The 4,841-nt window shown below is 71.5% G+C and carries 3 protein-coding genes; all 3 read left to right on the plus strand.

Going from position 1 to position 4,841, the window contains the following annotated elements; genetic code table 11:
• On the plus strand, positions 1-683 hold a 683-nt coding region (locus tag H3O04_RS33940), incomplete at its 5' end, for an alpha amylase C-terminal domain-containing protein (RefSeq protein ID WP_202589354.1).
• Between the two features lie 32 nt (positions 684-715).
• On the plus strand, positions 716-2,833 hold the full coding sequence (gene glgX, locus H3O04_RS33945) for a glycogen debranching protein GlgX (RefSeq protein ID WP_202589355.1): 2,118 nt from the start codon (positions 716-718) through the stop codon (positions 2,831-2,833).
• Positions 2,834-2,841: 8 nt separating this feature from the next.
• Entirely contained in the window at positions 2,842-4,713 is a 1,872-nt protein-coding gene (gene treZ, locus H3O04_RS33950; RefSeq protein WP_202589356.1) for a malto-oligosyltrehalose trehalohydrolase, read from the plus strand.
• Positions 4,714-4,841 lie beyond the last annotated feature (128 nt).

Consider the following 4,841-nt stretch of genomic DNA (forward strand, 5'->3'; position numbering starts at 1 on the left):
TCCACCGCCGCTATCACCACGACCGGATGACGTTCGGGCTCGTGTACGCGTTCTCCGAGCGCTTCGTGCTGCCGCTGTCGCACGACGAGGTCGTGCACGGCAAGGGCTCGCTCGTCGCGAAGATGCCCGGCGACGCGTGGCAGCGGCTCGCGACGCTGCGCGCGTATTTCGGCTTCATGTGGGCACACCCCGGCAAGAAGCTGCTGTTCATGGGCAGCGAATTCGCGCAGTGGAGCGAGTTCGCGCACGATGCGACGCCGCACTGGGATTTGCTCGACGCGCCCGCGCATCGCGGCGTGCAGCGGCTCGTGCGCGATCTCAACCGCGCGTACGCGGCCGAGCCGGCGCTGCATGCGCTCGACTGCCACGCGGCCGGCTTCTCCTGGCTGATCGGCGACGACCGCGACAACAGCGTGTTCGCGTTCGCGCGCCGCGACGATACGGGGCGTCTGGTGGTCGCCGTCTGCAACTTCACGCCCGTGCCGCGCGCCGGTTACCGGCTCGGCCTGCCCGCGCCCGGCCACTGGCGCGAACTGATGAACACCGATGCCGCGTCGTACGGCGGCACCAACGCCGGCAACGACGGCGCCGTGTGGGCCGAAGCCGTGCCCGCGCACGGCGAGGCGTGGTCGGCGAGCCTGCGCCTGCCGCCGCTCGCGACGCTCTGGTTGACTCCCGCCTGATCATTCACCTCCCCGACACGGAGATCCACCCCATGCCGACCGCCCTGCCCGACCGTCTCGAACCCGGCCGCAGCTATCCGCTCGGCGCCAGTTGGGACGGCCTCGGGACCAACTTCGCGGTGTTTTCCGCGCATGCGCAGCGCATCCAGCTGTGCGTGTTCGACCCGACCGGCCGCAAGGAACTCGCGCGCCTCGACCTGCCCGAATGCACCGACGAGGTGTGGCACGGCTACCTGCCCAACGCGCATCCGGGCACCGTGTACGGATTCCGCGCGGACGGCCCGTACCAGCCGCAGCACGGCCATCGCTTCAATCCGACCAAGCTGCTGCTCGACCCGTACGCGCGCAAGCTGGTCGGCCAGTTCCGCTGGTCGGACGCGCTGTTCGGCTATCGCGTGCATTCGAACCGGGCCGACCTGTCGATGGACCGCCGCGATTCGGCGCCCGCGATGCCGAAAGCGGTGGTCGTCGACGAAGCGTTCGACTGGAGCAACGACCGCCGCCCGAACGTGCCGTGGCGCAGCACCGTGATCTACGAGACTCACGTGCGCGGCGCGTCGATGCGCCGCGCCGGGCTGCGCCCGCCGGAGCGCGGCACGTTCGCGTCGCTCGCGCATCCGGCGTTCATCGATCACCTGCTGTCGATCGGCGTGACGACGGTCGAACTGCTGCCGATCCACGCGTTCCTGCAGCAGCGCGAGCTCGTGAAACGCGGGCTGCGCAACTACTGGGGCTACGACACGGCCGCGTTCTTCGCGCCGGAGCCGTCGTACCTGACGACGCGGCGGCTCGACGAAATGCGCATCGCGGTGCGCCAGCTGCATGCGGCCGGCATCGAGGTCGTGCTCGACGTGGTCTACAACCACACGTGCGAAGGCAACCAGCTCGGGCCCACGCTGTCGTGGCGCGGCCTCGACAACGCGAGCTATTACCGGCTGCGGCCCGACGATCCGCGTTATCACGTCGACGAAACCGGCTGCGGCAACACGCTGAACATGTCGCATCCGCGCGTCGTGCAGATGGTGATGGATTCGCTGCGCTACTGGGCGACCGCGTTCAACATCGACGGCTTCCGCTTCGATCTCGGCGTGACGCTCGGCCGCGAGGATCACGGCTTCGAGCCCGGCGCGGGGTTCTTCGATGCGCTGCGGCAGGACCCCGTGCTCGCGCAGCGCAAGCTGATCACCGAGCCGTGGGATCTCGGCCCCGGCGGCTATCAGCTCGGCCGTCACCCCCCCGGCTTCGCCGAATGGAACGACCGGTTTCGCGACACCGTGCGACGCTTCTGGCGCGGCGACGCGGGGCAGCGCCCGGAACTGGCCGCGCGGCTGTCGGGCTCGGCCGACCTGTTCAATCACGGCCGGCGCCGCACGTGGGCCTCGGTCAATTTCGTGACCGCGCACGACGGCTTCACGCTGGCCGACCTCGTGTCGTATGCGGGCAAGCACAACGACGCGAACGGCGAGGACAACCGCGACGGCCGCGACGACAACTGCAGCGCGAACTGGGGCATCGAAGGGCCGACCGACGACGCGGCGATCCGCGACGTGCGGCTGCGCGTCGCGCGCTCGATGCTCGCGACGCTATTTACCGCGCTCGGCACGCCGATGCTCGTGGCCGGCGACGAATTCGGCCGCACGCAGCACGGCAACAACAACGCGTATTGCCAGGATAACGAACTGTCCTGGCTCGACTGGGACCTGGCGCACAGCGACGCCGGCGTGCAGATGACCCGCTTCGTGTCGCGGCTCGCCGCGCTGCGGCGCATGTATCCGGTGATGTCGGCGCCGCGCTACCCGTCGGGCGACCGTGACGGCGCGCCGGGCATGCGCGAGATCGACTGGTTCGACGAACGCGGCGACGCGCTCACCGTGCCCGCGTGGGAAGACGGCGAACGCCGCGCGCTGACGATGCGGCGCGTCGGCACCGGCCGCACCGGGCGCACCGAGGCGTTGCTCGTGATGCTGAACGCATCGGCCGACACCATCACGTTCATGCCGCCCGCGCCCGTGCTCGATTACCGCATCCTGCTCGACACCGCGACGCCCGACTCGGGCCCGCGCTCGTGGCCGGAAGTGGGGCTCGACGTCGCCGCGCATGCGGCCGTGATCGCGGTCGCGGCCGTGCCGCCGCCCGATCAGTCTTCCTGAGGACCGCCATGACTTCCCGTTCCGCCCGCCCCACCGGCACGCATGTATTCGAATCGTCGTTCGGCGCGACCTGCGTCGGGGCCGACCGCACGCGCTTCCGGCTGTGGGCGCCCGCGAGCCGCACCGCCGCCGTCGAGCTGCAGGACGAAGGCGGCCGCGCGATCCCGATGACGCCTGCCGGCGACGGCTGGTTCGAGACGATCGCGCCATGCGGCCCCGGCACGCTGTACCGCTACCTGCTCGACGACGCGCTGGCCGTGGCCGATCCCGCGTCGCGCTTTCAGCCGTACGACGTGCACGGCCCCAGCCAGGTCGTCGATCCGGCCGCGTACCGCTGGCGTCACGACGCGTGGCGCGGCCGCCCGTGGCACGAAACGGTGCTGTACGAGCTGCATGTCGGCGCCTGCGGCGGCTACGCGGCCGTCGAGCGGCGCCTGCCGGCGATCGCCGAACTCGGCGTGACCGCCGTCGAGCTGATGCCCGTCAATGCGTTTCCCGGCGCACGCAACTGGGGCTACGACGGCGTGTTGCCGTTCGCGCCCGATGCGTCGTACGGGCGGCCCGAGGAGCTGAAATCGCTGGTCGACAGCGCGCATGGGCTCGGGCTGCAGGTATTCCTCGACGTCGTGTACAACCACTTCGGCCCCGACGGCAACCTGCTGCCGCGCTACGCGCCCGACTTCTTCCGCGCGGACCGGCAGACCGCATGGGGGCCGGCGATCGACTTCACCCGCCCGCAGACGAGCGCGTTCTTCATCGACAACGCGCTGTACTGGCTCGACGAATACCGCTTCGACGGGCTGCGCATCGACGCCGCGCACGCGATCGACGACGACGCGTGGCTGCGCGAACTCGCGCGCCACGTGCGCGCGCAGGCGGGCGACGCGCGCCACGTGCATCTCGTGCTGGAGAACGAGCGCAATACTGCGAGCCTGCTCGGCCCCGGCGGCTTCGACGCGCAATGGAACGACGACTTCCACAACAGCGCGCACGTGCTGCTGACCGGCGAGCGCGACGGCTACTACCGCGCGTACGCCGATGCGCCGCTGCGCCATTTCGCGCGCACGCTCGGCGAAGGCTTCGCGTACCAGGGCGACCCGTCGCCGCTGCACGACGGCGCCGCGCGCGGCGAGCCGAGCGCGCACCTGCCGCCGACCGCGTTCGTCGTGTTCCTGCAGAACCACGACCAGGTCGGCAACCGCGCGTTCGGCGAACGGCTGCGCGCGCTCGCGAACGACGATGCGGTGCGCGCGGCCACCGCGCTGATGCTGCTCGCGCCGTCGATCCCGCTGCTGTTCATGGGCGAGGAAGACGGCAGCACGCAGCCGTTCCAGTTCTTCACCGACTATCGCGGCGCGCTCGCCGATGCGGTGCGCGAAGGCCGGCGCCGCGAATTCGCCGCGTTTCCCGCGTTCGCCGACGCCGCCCATCGCGACGCGATTCCCGACCCGAACGACATCGCGACCTTCGTGCGCTCGTCGTCGCACCATCCGCCCGACGAGTCGTGGCCCGACGCGGCCGCCTGGCGGCGCTTCTACCGCAGCGCGCTGGCCGTGCGCGCGGCGCTCGTGACGCCGCACCTGGCCAACGCGCAGGCGCTCGGCGTCGAACTGCTCGCGGGCGACGGCGACCCGCCGGCACTGGTCGCGCGCTGGCGCCTCGGCGACGGCAGCACGCTGACGATCGCGCTGAATCTCGGCTCGCACGACGCGACGCTGCCCGCGCTGCCGGTCGGCAAGATCGTGTTCGAGACGCCGCCGCGGGCGCGCGACCGGCTGCCCGGCGGGCACGTGCCGCCCCGCGCCTGCATCGTATGGCGCGACGGCGCGGTCAACCGGGACGCGCGGCATCACAGCACGAACGGACGGAGCCCCTCATGACGACCGACGTCCCGATCGCGGCGCTCGCCCGTGCGGCCGGCCTGCAACCCGACTGGACCGACGCGGGCGGCGTCGCACGGCGCGTGGACGACGACGCGCTGGTCGCGCTCGTCGATGCGCTCGGCTGG

It is taken from the genome of Burkholderia sp. KCJ3K979 (genome assembly GCF_016759955.1).
Lineage (GTDB): Bacteria > Pseudomonadota > Gammaproteobacteria > Burkholderiales > Burkholderiaceae > Burkholderia > Burkholderia orbicola.